The sequence below is a fragment of the Pigmentiphaga sp. CHJ604 genome (assembly GCF_036972535.1).
Lineage (GTDB): Bacteria > Pseudomonadota > Gammaproteobacteria > Burkholderiales > Burkholderiaceae_B > Pigmentiphaga > Pigmentiphaga daeguensis.
Map to the genome: position 1 here is coordinate 3,827,264 of NZ_CP136998.1, position 18,321 is coordinate 3,845,584.

General features: G+C 68.9%; 18 protein-coding genes. 3 read left to right on the forward strand and 15 right to left on the reverse strand.

The window, feature by feature from the left end; all coding sequences use genetic code 11:
• Window positions 1-58: 58 nt before the first annotated feature.
• The 11 genes from flgL to flgB form a co-directional block, all read right to left on the reverse strand.
• The gene (gene flgL, locus R4823_RS18410; protein WP_338615699.1) at window positions 59-1,273 is read right to left on the reverse strand and encodes a flagellar hook-associated protein FlgL; all 1,215 of its coding nucleotides are present in this window, start codon (window positions 1,271-1,273) and stop codon (window positions 59-61) included.
• A gap of 20 nt (window positions 1,274-1,293) precedes the next feature.
• Window positions 1,294-3,195: a flagellar hook-associated protein FlgK gene (flgK, locus tag R4823_RS18415; RefSeq protein ID WP_338615700.1), complete on the reverse strand. Its 1,902-nt coding sequence runs from the start codon at window positions 3,193-3,195 to the stop codon at window positions 1,294-1,296.
• Between the two features lie 126 nt (window positions 3,196-3,321).
• On the reverse strand, window positions 3,322-4,407 hold the full coding sequence (gene flgJ, locus R4823_RS18420; protein WP_338615701.1) for a flagellar assembly peptidoglycan hydrolase FlgJ: 1,086 nt from the start codon (window positions 4,405-4,407) through the stop codon (window positions 3,322-3,324).
• Window positions 4,407-5,528 (reverse strand): flagellar basal body P-ring protein FlgI, encoded by a 1,122-nt coding sequence (locus R4823_RS18425; protein ID WP_087841471.1) that lies wholly within the window; start codon window positions 5,526-5,528, stop codon window positions 4,407-4,409. Before R4823_RS18425 ends, flgJ begins: the two co-directional genes overlap by 1 nt.
• An 11-nt stretch (window positions 5,529-5,539) precedes the next feature.
• Window positions 5,540-6,247: a flagellar basal body L-ring protein FlgH gene (locus tag R4823_RS18430; protein ID WP_087841472.1), complete on the reverse strand. Its 708-nt coding sequence runs from the start codon at window positions 6,245-6,247 to the stop codon at window positions 5,540-5,542.
• A gap of 10 nt (window positions 6,248-6,257) precedes the next feature.
• Window positions 6,258-7,040: a flagellar basal-body rod protein FlgG gene (gene flgG / locus R4823_RS18435; RefSeq protein ID WP_087841473.1), complete on the reverse strand. Its 783-nt coding sequence runs from the start codon at window positions 7,038-7,040 to the stop codon at window positions 6,258-6,260.
• 71 nt (window positions 7,041-7,111) lie between these two features.
• Window positions 7,112-7,855 carry a flagellar basal-body rod protein FlgF gene (flgF, locus tag R4823_RS18440; protein ID WP_338615705.1) on the reverse strand — a complete coding sequence of 248 codons (744 nt, stop codon included), beginning with the start codon at window positions 7,853-7,855 and terminating at the stop codon, window positions 7,112-7,114.
• Window positions 7,855-9,114: a flagellar hook protein FlgE gene (gene flgE / locus R4823_RS18445; protein WP_338615707.1), complete on the reverse strand. Its 1,260-nt coding sequence runs from the start codon at window positions 9,112-9,114 to the stop codon at window positions 7,855-7,857. The genes flgF and flgE overlap by 1 nt, the downstream gene beginning before the upstream one ends.
• Before the next feature lie 57 nt (window positions 9,115-9,171).
• A complete protein-coding gene (locus R4823_RS18450; protein WP_087841476.1) occupies window positions 9,172-9,831 on the reverse strand; it encodes a flagellar hook assembly protein FlgD in 660 nt (219 codons plus the stop codon).
• 52 nt (window positions 9,832-9,883) lie between these two features.
• Window positions 9,884-10,294, reverse strand: coding sequence for a flagellar basal body rod protein FlgC (gene flgC / locus R4823_RS18455; RefSeq protein ID WP_087841477.1), 411 nt, complete (start codon window positions 10,292-10,294; stop codon window positions 9,884-9,886).
• Window positions 10,295-10,310: 16 nt separating this feature from the next.
• Entirely contained in the window at window positions 10,311-10,730 is a 420-nt protein-coding gene (gene flgB / locus R4823_RS18460; protein WP_087841478.1) for a flagellar basal body rod protein FlgB, read from the reverse strand.
• Window positions 10,731-10,906: 176 nt separating this feature from the next.
• On the opposite strand from flgB, the gene flgA reads away from it, so the two are divergent.
• The 3 genes from flgA (at window position 10,907) to R4823_RS18475 (ending at window position 12,447) form a co-directional block, all read left to right on the forward strand.
• Complete coding sequence (flgA, locus tag R4823_RS18465) at window positions 10,907-11,626, forward strand: flagellar basal body P-ring formation chaperone FlgA (RefSeq protein WP_338615709.1); 720 nt, start codon at window positions 10,907-10,909, stop codon at window positions 11,624-11,626.
• Window positions 11,627-11,803: 177 nt separating this feature from the next.
• Window positions 11,804-12,094 (forward strand): flagellar biosynthesis anti-sigma factor FlgM, encoded by a 291-nt coding sequence (gene flgM / locus R4823_RS18470; protein ID WP_338615710.1) that lies wholly within the window; start codon window positions 11,804-11,806, stop codon window positions 12,092-12,094.
• Entirely contained in the window at window positions 12,091-12,447 is a 357-nt protein-coding gene (locus R4823_RS18475; protein WP_338615711.1) for a hypothetical protein, read from the forward strand. Before flgM ends, R4823_RS18475 begins: the two co-directional genes overlap by 4 nt.
• Before the next feature lie 9 nt (window positions 12,448-12,456).
• Here R4823_RS18475 and R4823_RS18480 read toward each other — a convergent pair whose 3' ends face one another.
• From R4823_RS18480 to flhB, 4 genes are read right to left on the reverse strand one after another with little or no spacing between them, the layout of a single operon-like run.
• On the reverse strand, window positions 12,457-13,179 hold the full coding sequence (locus R4823_RS18480; protein WP_087841482.1) for an RNA polymerase sigma factor FliA: 723 nt from the start codon (window positions 13,177-13,179) through the stop codon (window positions 12,457-12,459).
• Between the two features lie 42 nt (window positions 13,180-13,221).
• Entirely contained in the window at window positions 13,222-14,856 is a 1,635-nt protein-coding gene (gene flhF, locus R4823_RS18485; RefSeq protein WP_338615714.1) for a flagellar biosynthesis protein FlhF, read from the reverse strand.
• 37 nt (window positions 14,857-14,893) lie between these two features.
• Complete coding sequence (flhA, locus tag R4823_RS18490; protein ID WP_279817378.1) at window positions 14,894-16,981, reverse strand: flagellar biosynthesis protein FlhA; 2,088 nt, start codon at window positions 16,979-16,981, stop codon at window positions 14,894-14,896.
• Complete coding sequence (gene flhB, locus R4823_RS18495; protein ID WP_087841485.1) at window positions 16,978-18,147, reverse strand: flagellar biosynthesis protein FlhB; 1,170 nt, start codon at window positions 18,145-18,147, stop codon at window positions 16,978-16,980. Before flhB ends, flhA begins: the two co-directional genes overlap by 4 nt.
• Window positions 18,148-18,321: the final 174 nt, after the last annotated feature.

The following is an 18,321-nucleotide window of genomic DNA, read 5'->3' on the forward strand; positions in this document are numbered from 1 at the left end:
GGCCAGGTGAACGCGCCGGCAGCGCCATCGCGTCCATCCGCCGCCGGATCCTGCCTGCTTACAGGAAATTGAAAATGGACATCCGGGCGATCTGCGTATAGGTCTGCTGCGCGGCCTGCACAGTGTACGTGCGTTTGGCCAGTTCGCCGGTCAGTTCCGTCATGGTCTCCAGGTCGGACCCCACCACGCGGGAGATCTCGCCGGTGATCTGGTCGCCGCGGGTTTCGCCCGCGGTGGTGGCCGCCTCGATCTCGGTCAGGCGGCTGCCGATGGACGAGCGAGCCTCGAGCAGCCGGTTCATGGCCGAGTTCAGGTTCAGGTTGACCTCGTACAGCGCGTTGGCCCGCGAGACGGATTCGGTCGCGGAAGCCGGCTGGCTCAGGGCGGCGATGGCCTGGTCCAGCGTATCGAATACGCTTTGCGAACGCGACGGGCCGAAGCTCAGCGTGTCGCCTTCGGCCGGCCGGCCGCTGATGCCGATCTGCACACCGGCGATATCTATCGCCTGGCCGTCCTCGCCCAGGGTGCCGGTGCCCACCTCGGCCCCGTCCTTGTCCGAAACGGTATAGGCGCCGTCGGCGCCGAACTCGATGGTGTACGGACCGTAGGCCGCCGCGGCCGACCAGGCCTGGCGGTCGGTGACCGTGCTGGCGGTCAGCGTCGCGCTGCCGGTATTGCCGCTGCCGGCGCCGACATCCAATCCGTTGCGGCCGGTGGGGATGTCGCCGAACAGGTAATTGCCGCTGAAGCTGACGTCGATCACGCGGTTGGGGCCGATCTGGCTCTGGCGCACGCCGGCATCGCCTTGGTAGACCACGCCCGAGGCGTTGCGCACGAAAGGCTGGCTGTCGCGCTTGTAGCCGGCGAAGATGTAGTTGCCGTTCTCGTCCTGGGTATTGGCCACGCTCATCAGCTGGTCGCGCAATTCTTTGAGATCGGCCAGGATGGATTGCCGGTTTTCCTCGTTCAGCCCGCCGCCGCCCGCCTGCACGACGCGGGTCAGCGCCAGTTGCAGGGTGCCGCCCGCCTCCACCAGATAGTTCTCGGTGCCCTCGAGCAGGCCCTTGGCGTCCGCCTGGTTCTTCAGCATCTGTTCGTTGGCCTTGAGCGTGGCGTCCAGCGCCACTTCGCGGCCGGCCGCGACCGGATCGTCGGACGGACTGAGCAGCTTGCGCTGGGCGGAGAGCTGCTGCGAGACCTGCAGCAGTGCGCTCTGCTGGCTGGTGATGGCCCGGATGCTGTTGTCGTAGAACTGGTTGGTGCTGACTCTCATGGCGGTCCGTAGGCGTATCGTTAATGGATGGCGGCGAGCAACTGGTCGAAGAGCTCGGAAGACATGCCGAGCACCTTGCCGGCGGCGGCATAGGCCTGCTGGTAGCGCAGCAGGTTGGCTCCTTCTTCGTCCAGGTTCACGCCCGACAGCGACTGTTCGCTGGCCACCGCCTGGTCGAAGGCGGTCTGCTGCGCGGCCTTGCTGATGTTCAGCGAAGCCGCGCGCGTGCCGACGCTGGAGATGAGCCCGGCATAGGAATCGGTCAGCGTACTGCCGCCGGCGATCTTGGTGGTCCCCAGCCCGGCCATGGCCAGCGCGTTGCGGTTGTCGCCCGCGGGGGCCCCCGGGTCGGCCTTGACGGTGATCCGGTCCCCGGCGGCCGGGATGCCGGACACGTCGAAGGCCCAGCCGTTGTACGAAATGGTCTGCTGCGGCGGCTGCAAGGAACCCGTCGACAGGACGCTGCCGTCCTCGCCCAGCAGCTCGTAGCCCGTGGCGGACGTGAAGCGGACGGTGACCGAAGTGCCGTAGTCGGGGCTGCCCGACTCGACCGAGCGCAGGCGCGACGCCTGCGCCGTGCCGGTATTGGTGTCCGCCGTCACCAGGCCCATGGGGGCGGCGGCGGCCAGCTTGCCGGGATCGGCCAAGGTCACTTCGACGCCCGCCGCGGCCTGGCTGGCGACCTTGATGGTGAAGGTGTCCCCGTCGGCCAGGTCGCCGTCGGCCAGGCCGATGCTCAGGCCGTCCACGTTCTGCGGCAGCGACGAGAACGGGCCCAGTTCGGTACCGTCGTCGAGCCGGGTCACGACGTACTCGCTACCCACCCGGGTCAGCTGATAGTCGCTGCCGGTCAGCGAGCGCGTGTCGGCGATGCCCACCGCCAGCCGCGCATCGCCGGTGTTGCCGCGCTGTCCCACGGCAACGGGGTTGCCGATGCGGAACAGGGCCTGGCCCGGCTGGCCGTTGCTGTCCATGCCGAATTGCTGTTGCTGGTTGTAGGCCGCCGCCATGGCAATGGCCAGGCGCCCCAGTTCGGACTGGGCCTGGGCCAGCTCGTTGTCGCGGAATTGCAGCAGTGCGCCCAATTGGCCGCCGTCGATGTCGTCCTGCTTGAGCTGCATGGTGTGGCTGCCGACGGTCAGCGACAGGCTGGTACCCGTGGGCGACGCCGGGTCGCGGGTGTCGATCCGCAACTGCGCGGCCACCTGCTCCATGACCAGCGGCTGGCCGTTGGTCAGATAGACGTTGATGCTCGTGCCCTGGGTGCTGGTGGTGATGCCCGTCAGCCTGCCCAGCTCGCGCACCAGCACGTCGCGCTGGTCCAGGAGGCCGTTGGGCGCCTGGCCCTGGCCGGTGCCATAGGCGTCGCCGATCTTGGCGTTGTAGGCGGCGATGCTCTGCACCAGCTGGTTGATCTGTCCCACCGTGGCGCTGGCCTGGTTGTCGATGCCCCGGCTCAGGGTGGAGAGATCCTCGCTGATGGCGCGAAAACGCGCCGCCGTCGACTGCGCCGCCGCCAGCGCGGCCTGCCGCGACGCGGTCTCGGCGGGATTCTGGCTGAAGCGGCCCAAGGCCGAATACAGCGCGTTCAGGCTCTGGTTGATCCCGGTGTCCACCGACCCGAGCCGGTTGATCAGGCCGCTCATCTGGTCCGAATAGGTGGAGAGATAGCTGAGCGTCGATGCCGACTGGCTGGCCTGGCTGGACAGGAAATCGCTGTAGGCGCGCTGGACCGTGACGACGTCCACTCCCTGCCCGAAATAGCCGGCGCCGCTGAAGTTCGACATGGCCGACTGCAGCATCACCTGCTGGCGCGAGTACCCGGGCGTCCCCTGGTTGGAGATGTTGTTGGCGGTCACGGCCAGCCCGGCCTGGGCGGCGCGCAATCCGGTCAATGCGATGTTGGCGATGTTCGTGGTCATGGTTTCATGCGGGCTGCCTGGCGTGCGCGGCGGCGCCATGCACGGCTGATGTCTCTCTTAACGGACGCCGGCGTCCAAGCTTGAGCATGCCGGCGGCCTTCTGCCCGGTCGGGAACGGATCCGCCGCTAGACGACGATCTGCATGGCCCGCCGGATGGTGCTGCCCAGCTTTTCGGCATACCTGGGGTCGGTCGCGTAGCCGGCCCGCTGCAGGCCCTGCGCGAACTGCTCCGCGCTGCCGGCCGATTGCAGCACCTTGGCGTAGCGGGGATTCGACGCCAGCAGGCGCGCGTAGTCCTCGAACGCCTGCTCGTAGGAGTCGTAGGCGCGGAACTCCGCCGTCACGCGCTCCGGCGTGCCGTTGCGGTATTCGGTCGTGCGCGTGCGCACGGTGCGGCCGTCCCAGCCCGTCGCCTTGATGCCGAACAGGTTATGGCTGGCCTCTCCCTGGGCGCCACGGATCTCCCGTCGTCCCCAGCCGGATTCCAGGGCGGCCTGGCCCAGGATGTAGGCGGCGGGGATCCCCGTCGCCGCTTCCGCGCGCCTGGCCGCGGGCAGGAACTTCCCCAGGAACTCGGCGCGCACCTCTTCCGCCGACCCGGGCGCGGCACGCGTTTCGGCCGCGGGCCTGGCGGCCGCCGCCGGGGGCGGCGCATAGACGGCCTGGGTGCCGAACCGGCCGTTCTGGATGCGCCGCGGGGAGGCCGATCCCCCCGCCAGCGCCGCGGCTTCCATCCCGCCTATCATGCCGCTGGTCGCCGTGGCAGGGGTGCCCGTGGCGCGGCCCCGCGCCAGCTCCAGGGTGGACATCGACAGCGGCAGTCCGGTGCGGCGCAGGGACTCCGGCGACACGACAGGACGCGTCAGTTGTTTCTCCAGCATGTCGGCCAGCCCCAGGCCGCTGCGCGCCGGCGCGGGACCGCTGCCCGCCTCGGCCACGCCGGCCAGCTTCTGCGCCAGCTGCTGGTCCAGCATTTCCCGCCAGGTCTGCGAGGCGGGACTGTTCAGCGCCTGGGCCAGCGGACCATCGCCCGCCATCGACGACTGGCGCATCTGCGACAGCAGCATCTGGGCGAACTGGGCCTCGAACTGGCGGGCGGCCTGCCTGACGGTACCCGCCTGGTCGCGCCGCGCCTGCAGCTTCAGGTTTTCCAGCGAGCGGGCGTCGATCGCCATGCCGCCCCGCTGCATCGCGCTGTCCATCTTGGTCATCAGATGATCTCCAGTTCAGCGGTCAGCGCACCCGCGGTCTTGAGCGCCTGGAGGATGGAGATCAGGTCCTGCGGCGTGGCGCCCAGCAGGTTCAACGCCTTGACCACCTCCGCCAGCTGGGCGCCGCCATCCAGGTGCACGATGGCGCCGCCGCTCTGCTTGATCTCGATGTCGGCACGCTCGGTCACCACCGTCTGTCCGCCCGAGAAAGGCGCTGGCTGGCTGACCACCGGCGCCGCGCTGACCGTGACGCTCAGGTTGCCGTGCGCGACGGCCACCGGCGCCAGGCGCACGCTCTGGTTCATCACCACCGAACCGGTACGCGCATTGATGACGACGCGCGCCGGCGCGCGGCTGCCCGCCACTTCCAGGTCCTCGACCTGCGCCATGAAGGCGACCCGGGCGTCGGGAGACGAAGGCGCGCGCAACTCGATGACCCGGCCGTCGAGCGCGGTCGCGGTGCCCGGACCGATGCGGCGGTTGATGGTCTCCACCATCGCGCGTGCCGTCGAGAAATCGGCCGTGGTCAATTCCAGCCGCAGGGCGCCGTCGTCGGAGAACGGCGTCGGCACGTCGCGCTCCACCGTGGCGCCGGCCGGAATGCGGCCCGCGCTCAAATGATTGATCTGGGCGCGGCTGCCCGCCGCCGACGCGCCCGCTCCGCCCACCGACACGCTGCCCTGGGCCATGGCATAGACCTGTCCGTCCAGTCCCTTGAGCGGCGTCAGCAGCAGCGTGCCGCCGCGCAGGGACTTGGCGTTGCCCATGGAGCTGACCGTCACGTCGACCTGCTGGCCGGGCTGGGAAAACGGCGGCAGCATGGCGGTCACCATCACCGCCGCCACGTTCTTGAGCTGGAGCCGCGTGCCGGGAGGAACGTTGATGCCCAGGTTGGACAACATGGACATCAGGGACTGGGTGGTGAACGGCGTCTGCGTGGTCTGGTCGCCCGTGCCATCCAGGCCCACGACCAGGCCGTATCCCACCAGCTGGTTGTTGCGTACTCCCTGGACATTGGCCAGGTCCTTGACCCGCGCCGCCTGGGCCGCCGGCACGAGGAACGCGCACAGCAGCGCCACGGCCAGACGCAGGCAGGCGGCGGTGAACGGATGACGATTCATGATGCGCGCGCTCAGAACGGCAGGAACGAGTAGAAGAAACGCGACAGCCAGCCCACCGTCTGGGCCTCGTCGATCGCGCCCTGCCCTCGGTATTCGATGCGTGCGTCGGCGACCTGGGTCGAACTGACCGAATTGCCGCCCACGATGTGGGCCGGATTCACCACGCCGGAGAAGCGCACGCGTTCGGTCTCGCGATTGGTGCCGATCTGCTTTTCGCCCGAGACGCGCATGTTGCCGTTGGACAGCACCTCGACCACGGTCACGGTGATCGTGCCCGACAGGATGTTGGACGCGCCGGTCTCGCCCCGGGCGTTGAAGCGGTTCTCGCTCTCGCCTTCCACGCCCAGGCCGCGCAGGATGCCGGACCCTGGCAGTTTGTTGATGGAAGGGATTCCGGCCGATGCCGAAGCCGAGCGCTGCGCCGAGGTATTGTTGCGCTGGGACGAATTGATGTGCTCTTCCAGCCGCACGACCAGCGTATCGCCGATGTTGCGCGCCCGCACATCCTCGAACAGCGGGCGATAGCCGGGTGCGGAACCGAATATGCCGCCGGTGGGCCGGCGATTCGCGTTGTAGGCCACCGGGTCCAGCGGCCGGGCGGTGGTCGGCCCGTCGATGTCTACCTTGGGCGTGGCGCACGCGGCCAGCCCCGCCAGGATCGTCATCCCGGCAAGGGCCCTGGCGCCACGGACACGACGGGGCCTGAACGCTTGCTTCATCCCGCCTTCCTCAGAGCTGCGAGATGCGCTGGAGCATCTGGTCGGCGGTGGTGATGGCCCGCGAGTTGATCTCGTACGCGCGCTGGGTCTGGATCATGCCGACCAGTTCCTCGACCACGTTGACGTTGGACGCCTCGACATATCCCTGGTTGATCAGGCCCGCCCCGTTCAACCCCGGCACGTTGACCACCGGCACGCCCGAGGCCGCGGTCTCGCCGAAAAGATTCTGGCCCAGCGGCTGCAGGCCCGGCGGATTGATGAAGGTGGCCAGTTGCAGCTGGCCCAGCTGGACCGGCTGGGTCTGGCCCGCCACCGTCGCGGTCACCACCCCGTCCTGGCCGATGGCGACTTCCTTGACGCCCTCCGGCACCACGATGCCCGGATCGATGACCAGGCCGTTGTTGGTCACGAGCTGGCCCTGGCTGTCGATCTGGAAGCTGCCGTCGCGCGTGTAGGCCAGCGTGCCGTCGGGCAGTTGCACCTGGAAGAAGCCGGCGCCGTTGACCGACAGGTCGAAGCTGCTGCTGGTCTGCTGCAGGGCACCCTGCGCATAGTTGCGCACCGTGGCCACGGGCCGCGATCCGGTTCCCAGCGTCAGCCCCGCGGGCACCTGGTTCTGCTGCGTGGTCTGCGTGCCGGCCGGCCGCATGGTCTGGTAGAGCAGGTCCTCGAACACGGCGCGCGAACGCTTGTAGCCATTGGTGCTGACGTTGGCGAGGTTGTTCGAGATGACGTCCAGCTGGGTCTGCTGCGCATCCAGGCCGGTCTTGGCGATCCAGAGGGAACGCATCATGATGTTCGATCCTTATCGCGGCGTGCGCCGCACTACGCAAAATTCCTTCACCGCGCGGGGAGGCCCCGCGGTCAGGTCATGCTCAATATCTGTGTGGCCGAGCGCTGGTTCTGGTCGGTGTTCTGCATGAGCTGTATCTGCACGTCGTAGTGACGCGCCGCCGCGATCATGCCCACCATGGTCTCCACCGCGTTGACGTTGCTGCCCTCGAGCATGCCGCCCGCCACGCGCACCCCGTCGGCCGCCGGCGCGATGCCGCCCTGGCGCAGGCGGAAAAGGCCGTCCGCGCCGCGCGCCAGCATATTCCCCGGCGGGTTCACCAGCTTGAGGTTGGCGATCTGGGCGGCCTGCACCCGGTCGACCTCGGGGACGGAGGAGATCGAGCCGTCGGTATTGACCTGCACCTTGGTATCGGGCGGAATCAGAATGGGCTCGCCGTTCGGATCCAGCACCGGGCGCCCGGCCGCGTCGACCAGCATGCCGTCCGCCGTGGTCTGGAAGCCGCCCGCGCGGGTATAGGCCTCGCCGCCATCCGCCGTGCGCACGGCGAACCAGCCGTCGCCCTGGATCGCGACGTCTAGTTCGCGCCCGGTCGCCATCATCGCGCCGGCCGACAGGTCTGCGCCGGGTGTCGATTCCACCGCATAGGCCCGCGTCCGCAGGCCCGGGCCGCCGACCACCGGCGCCGTCCGCTGGGCCGCGATCTCGGCGCGGAACCCCGGCGTCAGCGCGTTCGACAGGTTGTTGGTCTGCACGTCCTGGCGCCGCATCAGTTCGCGGGCGCCGGTCGCGGCAATGTAGAGGGCCCTGTCCATCAGCGCATGTTGACCAGGGTCTGCATCAGCGAATCCTGGGTCTTGATCGTTTGCGCGTTGGCCTGGTAGACCCGCTGGGCGGTGATCATGTTCACCAGCTCGCCGGTCAGGTCGACGTTGGCATCCTCCAGCGCGCCGGAAGTCACGGTGCCGAAGTTGCTCGAACCCGGGACGCCGATGCGCGGGCCGCCGGACAGGATCGTTTCCAGGAAATTATTGCTGCCGGCCGAGACCAGGCCCTGGGGATTGACGAAGGACACCAGCGTGATCTGGCCCTGCGCCCGCGATTGCTGGTTGGAGTAGTTGGCCTTCAGGATGCCGTTCTCGTCGATCGTGAAGCTGGTCAGGCGGCCCGAGGTGTAGCCGTCCTGGCGCTGCAGCTCGTTGCTGAAGGCCTGGCCGGTCTGCGAAGTGGACGCCATGTTGTAGTTGATGCTCAGCCCGGTCGCGCCGGTGCCCAGCGTGGCGGCGTCGACGTTGACCTGGAACACGCCGTTGTTCGAGGCAGCCAGGTCGATCTTGCCCGATGCGTCGAACACCAGCGGCGCGCCGTTCGGCAATCCGTCGCCGTCCGTGTCGGTGTTGGTCACCTTGCCGTTCAACGCGGTATAGACCTCCCACTGGCCCGGTTCACGCTTCACGTAGAACGTGGACAGCGTGTGCGTATTGCCCAGCGAGTCATAGACCGCGATGGACGTGGCATGGGTGTAGGTGGTCGAGTCCTCGGGATTGAACGGCTTGACGGTGCGGTCGATCGCGTCGGCGCGGGAATCGAGCACCGAGCCTTGCGTGACCCCGGAGGTGCCGCGGGCCTCGATGGAGCTGACCGTCAGCCGCAACGGCTGGGGCTGGGCAGCATTGATGTTGCCGTTGGCATCGGCGACATAGCCCGTCAGGCGCAGGCCGTTGGCGTTGACGACATAGCCGTTGGCATCCAGGTGGAACTGGCCGTTGCGCGAATACACGATGGACCCGGCGTTGTCCATGCGGAAGAAGCCTTCGCCCGAGATGGCGACGTCGAACGGATTGGACGTGACCGAGATCGCCCCCTGGGTGAACATCTGGGTGACGGAGTTGAGCTTCGTACCGATACCGATGTTGTTCGAGTAGGTGCCGAGCACCGTCGACGCGTAGACGTCGGCGAACTCGGCGCGCGCGGCTTTGAAGCCCACGGTGTTGGCGTTGGCGACGTTGTTGCCGATCACGTCGAGGTTCTTGCCGGCGGCGTTCAGGCCGCTCAATGCCTGTTGGAAGCTCATCGCTGGATTCCTTGCACTATCTGATTTGTATCCGGAAGCGGGGCAGGACGCGCCGTACTACCAGACCTGGTAGACGTCAGACAGGTTGACGAGATTGCCCTTGGCATCGACCACCGTGGTCGAGCCCGAGGACGGACGCACCGAGGTGATCTGGGTCACGCTCAGCGGCGGCGCCGCCCCCACCTTGGTGCCTTCTCCGACCTGCACTTCGAACTTGTAGTCGCCGTCGGGCAGCGTGTCGCCCTTCGCATTCTTGCCGTCCCAGGTGAAGGCATGCACGCCGGCATCGACGTCGGCCAGCTTCTTGCGCGCGACCTCGATGCCGTCGGCGTTCTTCACGACCAGCTCGGCGCTCTCGACCGGGATGCTGAGCACATAGCCGCCTTCGGCCTTGCCGTCGGCCAGGGTCAGGCCGTCGCCGGCCAGCATGACCTTGCGGCCGATCAACGATGCCGCCTGGGTGGCCTGCAGGCTTCCCATGCTGTAGCCCAGCCACTGCATGGTCGTGTTGAGCTGGCTGATGCCGGTGACCGTGCTGATCTGGGCCAGCTGCGACGTCAGCTCGGCGTTGTCGAGCGGGTTGAGCGGGTCCTGGTTGCGCATCTGCGCGGTCAGCATGGTCAGGAAGCGGTTGGACAGCTCCTCCGCGGACGACGCGGCCAGGGAGTTGCCCGAGGCTCCGGCCCCGGTGTTGCTGTTGACGTTGGAAACGGCCATGCGGATTCCTTGCTAAAGGGCGCCCGTTCCGCGGGCGGCCCGGCGTCTGGGGCTAGGTGCCCAGCGTCAGTGTTTTCTGCATCAAGGTCTTGGCGGTGTTCATGACCTCGACGTTGGTCTGGTAGGCGCGCGAGGCGGCGATCATGTCGACCATTTCATCGACGACCTCGACGTTGGGCATGCTGATGTAGCCCTCGGCGTCGGCCATGGGATGCTTCGGATCGTAGATGCGCTTGGGCGGCGAGGGATCGGTCAGCACTTCCCTTACGCGCACGCCGTTGCCGCCGGCCACGGCGCCCGGGACGAGATAGGACTCGAACACCACCTTGCGGCCACGGTAGACCTGGCCGTCCGGCCCGCTCACGCTTTCGGCGTTGGCGAGATTGCTGGCCACCGCGTTCAGGCGCTGGCTGTTGGCGGTCAGTGCCGAACCGGCGATCTCGAATGCCTTGCTCATGGACATGGGGATAGTGCCTCGTTCAGTTGTTCTGGATCGCACGCTGGAGCGTCTGGACCTGCCCGTTCAACATGCGCAGCGCGGCGTCGTAGCGCAGCGCGTTGTCGGCGAAGCGCGTGCGCTCCAGGTCCGGATCGACGGTATTGCCGTCGATCGAGGCCTGCGTGGGCGTGCGGTACTTCAATGCCACCGGCAGGCCGTCCCCGGCGTCGCCCCGCAGGTGCCGGGCATCGGTGGCGGCCATCCGCAGCGGCGCCTGCGCGGCATCCGGCTCCGGCGTGCCCGTGGCGGCCCGCAGCGCAGCGCCGAAATCGAAGTCCCGCGACTTGTAGTTGGGCGTCTCGGCATTGGCCAGGTTGGCCGCCAGGACCTCCTGGCGGCGGGCACGCAGCTCCAGGGCTTGCGCGTTGAACATCAGTTCGTCGCCTATGCGGCTGATCACATGACCTCCTGTCCTTGCGTGCGGTACCGGGCCCTTTCGCAGGTATCGCCATTATTCGGATTCCCTGCCATGAACAAAGGCGGAGTAAGGCATCTTTTTCATCCTTGTTTTCACCTTCCGGCCGCCCGGGGCGCGATAGAGTGTCGCGTCCCTCGAAAATCCCGGAGAGCCGCTCCATGAAACGGTCCGGCCGCGCGACCGCCGCGGCGCTCCTGCTGGCCTGCCTGGCGCAGCTTCCCGCCTGGGCGGATACGCCCGGCACCTCGCCGTCCGCCGCCGACCTGCTCGAGCGCGGCCGCCAGTTGCTCGAAGCGCGCGCCGCCGCCGCGGCCGCCACGCTGGGCGGCCGCCTGGACATCCACATCCAGGAGCAGGCCGCTGAACGCATCGCCCAGGCCCCCTGCGCGCCCCAGGTGTTCCTGCCCGCCGGCGGCAGGCCCACCGGCAAGACCTCGATCGGCCTGCGCTGCGCGCACCAGCCCTGGCAGATCCGCATCCCGGCCGAGGTCGCGCTGCTCGTGCCCGTGCCCGTTCCCAGCCGCCCCCTGCCCGCCGGGACCGTGCTGCGCGAAAGCGACTGGTCGCTGGCCGAGGTGAACGTGGCGGCCTGGCCCCGCGGCGTCGCCACCGATCCACGCCAGCTCGAGGGCTCGACCGTCACGCGTCCGCTGAAGGCGGGCGAACCCATTCCGCCATCCGCCGTGCAGTCGCGTGCCCATCTCGGACCGGGAGACCCCGTGCAGGTGGTGCTGACTGGAGCGGGCTTCGTCATCAAGGCCACCGGCCGGATGCTGCACCCGGCCAGCCCGGGCCAGACGGCGCGCGTCCAGCTCGATTCGGGCCGCACCGTGGCGGGCATCCTGCGCGAGGACCGGGAAATCGAAGTCAATCTCTAGGGCATGTTCCCGGGCGGCGCCGGCTCTTGAAGCCGCCCACGCAGTGCTTACATCCTGTAGCGCAATACGCCCGCGCCCGGCGCGCCGATGCTAAAGTTCGGGACGCAGGCGCCGATAATTGCCTCATCTGCCGGGGTTGGCGCGACCACTCCACAGCGGCAGCAAGATGGAGTCAACGTGAAGATCACCCCAAAGGGTCCCGATTCAATCAAGGTTTCCCGGTCCGCCCCAGGCACGGAAGCCCGTCCCGCGACGCCCGCCCCGGCGCCCGCCGGCGGATCGGAGCTCGACCAGGTCCAGCTGTCGGCGCTGGCCACCAGCCAGGTGCCGGCGGGCGAAGCTCCCTTCAACGCCGAGAACGTCGAGCGCATCAAGCAGGCCATTCGCAACGGCGAATTCACCGTGAACGCCGAGGTCGTCGCCGACCGCCTGCTGGAAATCGAAAGCGGCCTGGCGCGCCAATCATGACCCCCGAGGAATTCTCCCAGATCGTCGAACGCTGCTGCGCCGCCGGCAAGTCGCTGGCCCAGGCCGTCGCCGGCGCGGACACCCAGCGCATCGACGCCGCCACCCAGGACCTCAGCCTACGCGTGCTGGAAGTGCAGCGCGCCATCCCGCGTGCCCTGCCCGGCCTGCAGGCGGCCGAGCCGCAAGTACGGCAGGCCTGGCGCGAACGCCTGGCCGAAGCAGCGCTCCCGTTGAAAATAGGCGCCGAACTGTCCACGCTCAATACCGTGTCGGCCTCGGCCCGCTACGCGGCACTGGCGCGCATCAGCGGGGCCGAGCTGTCCTACTCCGCCTCCGGCCAGTTGTCGCGCTGAACACGGGCCTCAGCGCCCCCATTCCTTCAGGCGCGTGCGCAAACGCGAAACCGCCTGCGAATGCAACTGGCAGATCCGCGACTCGGTCACGCCCAGCACCGCGGCGATCTCCTTGAAGTTCATTTCCTGCTCGTAGTACATACCCATCACCAGCTTTTCGCGCTCGGGCAGGCGCTCAATGCCGTTCACCACCGCCTCGCGGAAACGGCGGTCCGACAGCCTCGATTGAGGATCGCCCGAACCGTCGGCGGACATATGCCGATCCAGGTAGTCGTCGGCATCCTCGCCGCTCTCCAGATCCTCGTAGTGGAACAACTGCACGCCGCGGGCATCGACCAGCATCTGCTGGTACTCGGCCAGCCCCACCTCCAGCTCGGCCGCCATCTCGGTGTCGGTGGGCGAGCGGCCGAGCTTCTGCTCGCTGCGATGCATGGCCGCCTCGATCTTGCGCTGGACCTGTCGGACGCTGCGCGGCAGCCAGTCGCCCCGGCGCAGCTCATCGAGCATGGCGCCGCGTATGCGCTGGGTCGCGTAGGTTTCGAACTGCGCGCCCAGCCCTTCCTCGAAGCGGCCCAGCGCATCCAGCAGGCCCAGCATGCCGGCCTGTATCAGGTCCTCGATCTGCACGCTGGCGGGCAACCGTGCCACCATGTGATGGGCCATCCGGCGCACCATGGGCACGTACTGTTCGACGTTGGTCTCGCGCGCCAGGGTTCCTTCACGCGTATACATTCATCTCTCGCGGGGAAAATTCGGGACGGGGGTGTCCCATGGTCAGGCCTGCGCCGGCTGCGACGATGCGGACTCCACCGGCGGCACCGCGGCCGCGCACGCCCAGTCGAGCTCCTCGGCCTCCAGCGCGAACACCGGCGCGTTGCGCACGCGCAGCGCCCGGTGCACCAGCAGCCGCGCGTTGGCGACATGGATGTCCTCGGGCACGCGCTGGCCGTTGGTCATGTAGTGCAACGGCACGCGATGGCGGATGGCCGCGTCCAGCACGCCGCCCAGGCGCACGGCTTCGTCCAGCTTGGACACCACCATGCCCGCCAGCCCGCCGGCCGAATAGCCGTTCACGATGTCCTCCGCCTGCTCGGCATGCGAGCCACCGGGCATCACCAGCAGCCGCTTGACTCCTTCGCCGGAGATGGCCTGCAGGTGGCGCGCGATCTGCGTATCGCGCTGGCTCATGCCTGCCGTGTCGATCAGGACCAGCTTGCGGTCCGCCATGCTGGCCAGGAGGACGTCGAGATCGCTGGCGCCCTTGGCCGCATAGACCTCGACGCCGAGAATGCGGCCGAAGGTGTGGAGCTGGTCCACCGCGCCGATCCGGTTCTGGTCGGTCGAGATCAATCCCAGCGCGCCAGCGCCGTACCTGACCACGCAGTGGGCCGCGATCTTGGCGGTGGTGGTGGTCTTGCCCACCCCCGTGGGGCCGACGATGGCGTAGCGCCCGCCCTGGGCGACGATGCTGGCTTCGGCGTCGACGCAGGCAAGATTGCGGACCAGCACTTCGGCCAGCCAGCGCTCGACGTCGTCCACGCCCTGGGAGGCCGGCAGGCGCGACGCGACGCTGCGTGCCAGCTCCGGCGTGAAACCGCAGTCGACCATGCGCCGCCACAGCTCGCGGCGCAGCGGGTGGCGCTGGGTGCTGTCGCGCCAGGCCATCGCGTCCATCTGGTGCGCCAGCCAGCCGCGCATCGAGCGCATCTCGCTGACGATGGGATCGGCTACCCGGCTCGCCAGTTCGGCGCGATCCTGTTCATCCAGCCTGGCGGTCACCGTCGCGGGAGCCGCCGGCTTGGCGGGCGCAGCCTGCCCCGTGGGCCGCGCCGGACGATCGGCAGTCCCGTTGGCGCGGGGCGCCGCGCGCCGGTCCGCGGCCGGACGGCTCACGCCCAGGCGCAGCACGGGCTTGTCCGCGCCGCCGTCGGCGGCGGCCACCGCCATGGCGTGCGCCGGATCGGCATAGTCGCCGCCCGCGCGTACCAGGTGCGGAATCTGGCCTTCCTGCAGGCGCGGCCATTCGACGCGCGGCGGCTCGGCCGCGGCGGCGTCCGGCTGCGCCTGGGTGGCCGGTGCCGCGCGCCCGGGCGTCTCGTCATGCTGCGCCAGCACCCGGGCCGCCGGCGAAAGGCGCACCGATTCGTCCTCCATGTCGTCCCACAGGGCCGGCCGGGCAGCCTGTTCCTCCCGGGAAGGATCGACTGCCGGCGCCGAGGCGACGGCCACGTGGGCCACCTCGCCCGCGACCTCGTCTGCCGTGGGCATGTCCTGCGCGCGGATGCCGACCACCTCGACCCCTGCCGTGGTACGCCGGGTCGACACGATCATGGCATCGGCGCCCAGGGCTTCGCGCATCATGCGCAGGCAATCCCGCGTGGAGGCAGCAATGAATTTGCGGAACTTCATGGAGCGGATACCTGGAAGCTAGAGAGGATGGACATGCTCAGCGCCCTCCCAGCGTCAATGCGACGCGGATCAGGCGGGATTCGGGAATCTCGGAATGCGCCAGCACCTTCAGGCGCGGCACGGAACGGCGGAAGAAACGAGCCAGGGCCAGGCGCAGGCGGTCGGGCACGAGCAGCGCGGCGGGTTTGCCCACGGCATCCATCTTCTCGACCGCGGCGGCGGCTTCGCTCAACAGGCGTTCGGCCAGGCCGGGCTCGATGGCGCCGATCTCGCCGGCCTTGGAACTGATGGTCTGGAGTATGCGCTCCAGCTCGGGGTCCAGCGCCAGCACGTCGACTTCGCCGTTGGCGCCGAAAATCCCCTGGGTGATGGCCCGCCCCAGCGCGACCCGCACCGCCCCGACCAGTTCGACCGGATCCTGGGTATGGACCGCGTGCTCGGACAGCGTCTCGACGATGGTGCCGAAGTCGCGGATGTGGACCCCCTCGTCCAGCAGCGATTGCAGGACCCGTTGCAGCGTAGCCATCGAGATCAGCTTGGGCACCAGGTCTTCCAGCAGCTTGGGCGTGCCGCGCGTGAAGTGGTCGCACAACGCCTGCAGCTCGGCGCGGCCCAGCAGGTCGGCGGCGTGGTTGTGCAGCAGATGGGACAGGTGGGTCGCGATGACGGTGCCGATGTCGACCACGGTATAGCCGGCGGCCTGCGCCGCCTCCCGCGCGGTGGCCTCGATCCACAGCGCCGGCAGCCCGAACGCCGGGTCCCGCGTGGGAGAACCCGGGATCTCGCGGGTCACGCGGCCCGGGTTGATGGCCAGGAAACCGCCGGTCTGCACCTCGCCCTCGCCGATCGCCACGCCCTTGAGCGTGATGCGATAGCCGCCAGGGCGCAATTCGAGATTGTCGCGGATGTGCACGGCCGCTGGCAGGAAGCCGACGTCCTGGGCGAATTTCTTGCGCAGGGCCTTGATGCGTTTCAACAGGTCGCCGTCGCCGGTCTTGTCCACCAGCGGGATCAACCGGTAGCCGACCTCCAGCCCCACCGTATCGACCTGGGTGACGTCGTCCCAGCTGGCCTCCTGCGCCTCCGCCGGCTCGTCGACCACGGGCGGCGCGGCCGCCGTCTCGGCCTGGCGCCTGCGCAGCCGCGCCATGCGCCAGGACAGCCCGCCCAGGCCCGCCGCCAGCGTCAGGAATGCCAGGTTGGGCATGCCCGGCACCAGGCCCAGCATGCCGATGATCGCGGCCGACAGGGCGATCGCCTGCGGCGTGCCCAGCAACTGCTTGCCCACCTCGGTGCCGATGTCCTCGCCCTCGCCCACGCGGGACACGATCAGGCCGGCGGCAATGGACACCAGCAGCGCCGGCACCTGCGCGACCAGGCCGTCGCCGATGGACAGCAGCACGTAGGCACGTCCGGCCTCCGCGAAGCTCAGGCCGTGCTGGCCCACGCCGATCAGGAGGCCGCCGATGATGTTCACGAACAGGATCAGGATGCCGGCGATGGCGTCCCCGCGCACGAACTTGGACGCGCCGTCCATCGCGCCGTAGAAGTCGGCTTCCTGGGCCACGTCGCTACGGCGCTTGCGGGCGGTGGCTTCGTCGATCAGCCCGGCATTCAGGTCGGCGTCGATCGCCATCTGCTTGCCCGGCATGGCGTCCAGCGTGAACCGCGCCGACACCTCGGCGATCCGGCCCGCGCCCTTGGTGATCACGACGAAGTTGATGATGACCAGCACCAGGAACACGACCACGCCCACGGCGAAGTTGCCGCCTACCAGGAACTGTCCGAAGGCCTCGATCACCTTGCCCGCGGCATCGGGGCCGCTGTGGCCGTGCAGCAGCACCACGCGCGTGGACGCCACGTTCAGCGACAGGCGCAGCAGCGTGGTGACCAGGATCACGCTGGGGAATACCGCGAAATCCAGCGGCCGCTTCGTATAGGTGGCCACCATCAGCACCAGCAGCGAGATCGCGATGTTGAAGGTGAACAGCAGGTCCAGCATCAGCGGCGGCAGGGGCAGCAGCATCATCCCCAGCACCAGCAGGATGAAGGCCGGCATGCCCAGTTCGCGCAGCTGCGCCGAATTGAACTCCAACCCGCCCAGCTTGAGGCTGCGGCCGCTCATGCCCGCCCTCCGCGACGCAGCGGCGCGTCATCCAGCGGATCCCAACCCGCGGGGATCTCGACCGGCTGCAGCTCGGGCGGCGGTCCGGACACGTAGTCCCGCAATTGGTAGACGTGCGCCAGCACCTGCGCGACCGCTCGGTACAGCGCCACCGGGACTTCCTGGTCGATGTCGGCGTGGCGATACAGGGCGCGGGCCAGCCTGGGGCTCTCCAGCACCGCCACCTTGTGCTGCCCGGCCAGCTCGCGGATGCGCGCGGCGACGCCGTCCGTCCCCTTGGCCACCACGCGCGGCGCCCCCATTCGCTTGTCGTCGTACTTGAGCGCGACCGCATAGTGGGTCGGATTGGTCACCACCACGTCGGCCGTGGGCACCGCTTGCATCATGCGCGAGCGCGCCCGATCGCGCTGCAACTGGCGGATGCGCCCCTTCACGTGAGGGTCGCCCTCGGTTTCCTTGTTCTCCTGCCTGGCTTCCTCGAAGGTCATGCGCAGGTTCTTGTGGTGGTTCCACCATTGCAGCGGCACGTCGGCCGCCGCGATGACGAACAGCGCGCCAGCCAGCACCAGCGCATGATTCGACAGCATCCCGCCCAGCTCGGCCAGGGCCCGTGGAGGCGACGGCAGGACCAGTGCCAGCCAGCCCTGGGAGCCATGCCAGACCAGCAGCCCGGCCACGCCGCCCAGCACCAGGACCTTCAGGATGGACTTGCCCAGTTCGCCCAGCCCGGCCAGGGAAAAGATACGGCCGAAGCCCTTGAGCGGCGACAGCCGGCTGAAATCGGGGCCCAGCGCCTTGCCGGACAGCACCAGCCCGCCCAACCCGATCGAACCCAGGATACCCGCCGCCATGCCGGCCGCCAGGATGGGGGCGATCGCCAGCAGCGCATCGGCCAGCACTTCGTTCAACGACTTCAGCAGCATCGCATCGTCGCGCGTGACGGCGGCCGTTCCCGCCGCCGTGGCGAAAGCAGTCTTCATCCAGGTCATGGCGCGATCGGCGATGCCCGCCCCCGCCAAGGCCAGCGCCGCCACGCAGGCGAAGGTCGCGACGGCGCCCGACAGGTCGCGCGAACGCGCGACGCGCCCTTCCTCGCGGGCCTGGTCCAGCCGCCGCTGGGACGGTGCCAGGGTTTTTTCCTGGCCGCTTTCCTGGTTATCTGCCACGGTATTCCGGATATCGACGAACGCCGGCGCGCTATCCGCGCCCCCGGCGGCCTCACACCGGCCAGGCGAACGCGCGCCGCCCCAGCCATGTAGGCGTATGGATTATTCGCGATGGCCTGCGCGGACAAAGCCCGAAACAGACCCCGGAAAGCGCCGCTACTCGCGCCCGCGGCA

Excerpts from the sequence above, each read along its gene's own strand:
- flgF (WP_338615705.1), bottom strand. The coding sequence starts at position 7,855 with ATGGACAGGGCCCTCTACATTGCCGCGACCGGCGCCCGCGAACTGATG.
- R4823_RS18430 (WP_087841472.1), bottom strand. The coding sequence starts at position 6,247 with ATGAAGCAAGCGTTCAGGCCCCGTCGTGTCCGTGGCGCCAGGGCCCTT.
- R4823_RS18475 (WP_338615711.1), top strand. The coding sequence starts at position 12,091 with ATGACCCCCGAGGAATTCTCCCAGATCGTCGAACGCTGCTGCGCCGCC.
- flgJ (WP_338615701.1), bottom strand. The coding sequence starts at position 4,407 with ATGACCAAGATGGACAGCGCGATGCAGCGGGGCGGCATGGCGATCGAC.
- R4823_RS18425 (WP_087841471.1), bottom strand. The coding sequence starts at position 5,528 with ATGAATCGTCATCCGTTCACCGCCGCCTGCCTGCGTCTGGCCGTGGCG.
- R4823_RS18450 (WP_087841476.1), bottom strand. The coding sequence starts at position 9,831 with ATGGCCGTTTCCAACGTCAACAGCAACACCGGGGCCGGAGCCTCGGGC.
- flgA (WP_338615709.1), top strand. The coding sequence starts at position 10,907 with ATGAAACGGTCCGGCCGCGCGACCGCCGCGGCGCTCCTGCTGGCCTGC.
- flhF (WP_338615714.1), bottom strand. The coding sequence starts at position 14,856 with ATGAAGTTCCGCAAATTCATTGCTGCCTCCACGCGGGATTGCCTGCGC.
- flgL (WP_338615699.1), bottom strand. The coding sequence starts at position 1,273 with ATGAGAGTCAGCACCAACCAGTTCTACGACAACAGCATCCGGGCCATC.
- flgK (WP_338615700.1), bottom strand. The coding sequence starts at position 3,195 with ATGACCACGAACATCGCCAACATCGCATTGACCGGATTGCGCGCCGCC.
- flgE (WP_338615707.1), bottom strand. The coding sequence starts at position 9,114 with ATGAGCTTCCAACAGGCATTGAGCGGCCTGAACGCCGCCGGCAAGAAC.
- R4823_RS18480 (WP_087841482.1), bottom strand. The coding sequence starts at position 13,179 with ATGTATACGCGTGAAGGAACCCTGGCGCGCGAGACCAACGTCGAACAG.
- flgC (WP_087841477.1), bottom strand. The coding sequence starts at position 10,294 with ATGTCCATGAGCAAGGCATTCGAGATCGCCGGTTCGGCACTGACCGCC.
- flgG (WP_087841473.1), bottom strand. The coding sequence starts at position 7,040 with ATGATGCGTTCCCTCTGGATCGCCAAGACCGGCCTGGATGCGCAGCAG.
- flhA (WP_279817378.1), bottom strand. The coding sequence starts at position 16,981 with ATGAGCGGCCGCAGCCTCAAGCTGGGCGGGTTGGAGTTCAATTCGGCG.